A 617-nucleotide genomic window follows, 5' to 3' on the forward strand; every position below is an offset into this window, starting at 1 on the left:
CAAAACAACATTCATGATGCGATTGATTCAGTCCGTGGTGCAGCCGTTGCAGCGAAAACCACAGTAACCGAAGGTGACAACATCGTTGTGACTGAAACGAAGAATGCCGATGGCAGTACCAACTATGACGTTGCAACCGCCAAAGACCTGAAAGTGGATAGTGTGACTGCGGGCGATACCGTGATTAACAGTGACGGTATGACTATTACAGGCGGCCCAAGTGTCACTAAATCTGGTATCGATGCGGCTGGTAATAAAGTTTCTAACGTTGCAGATGGAACCGAAGCCAGTGATGCAGTGAACAAAGGCCAGCTAGATAAAGCAGGACAAGACTTAACTGATAAAGGCTTTGGCTTAACCGCACAAGACGGCACCACTGTTCAGAAGAAACTGGGTGAAGCAGTTGATGTTGTAGGTGCAGATGAAAACATCACCACCAAAGTACAAGACGGCAAGGTTGCAATTGAACTTGCCAAAGACCTGAATGTAAACAGTATTAAGGCAGGCGATACGGTGATTAATAATGATGGTCTAACGATTGCCAATGGACCAAGCATCACCAAGTCAGGTATTGATGTTGCGGGTAACAAGATCAGCAATGTTGCAGCGGGTACAGC

1 pseudogene is annotated in these 617 nt (G+C 46.5%); it reads left to right on the forward strand.

Going from position 1 to position 617, the window contains the following annotated elements:
- Positions 1-617 (forward strand): annotated as a pseudogene (locus tag F887_RS18445) (cell surface protein); the annotation flags it as partial.

This window comes from Acinetobacter sp. NIPH 2100, from assembly GCF_000369805.1.
GTDB lineage: Bacteria > Pseudomonadota > Gammaproteobacteria > Pseudomonadales > Moraxellaceae > Acinetobacter.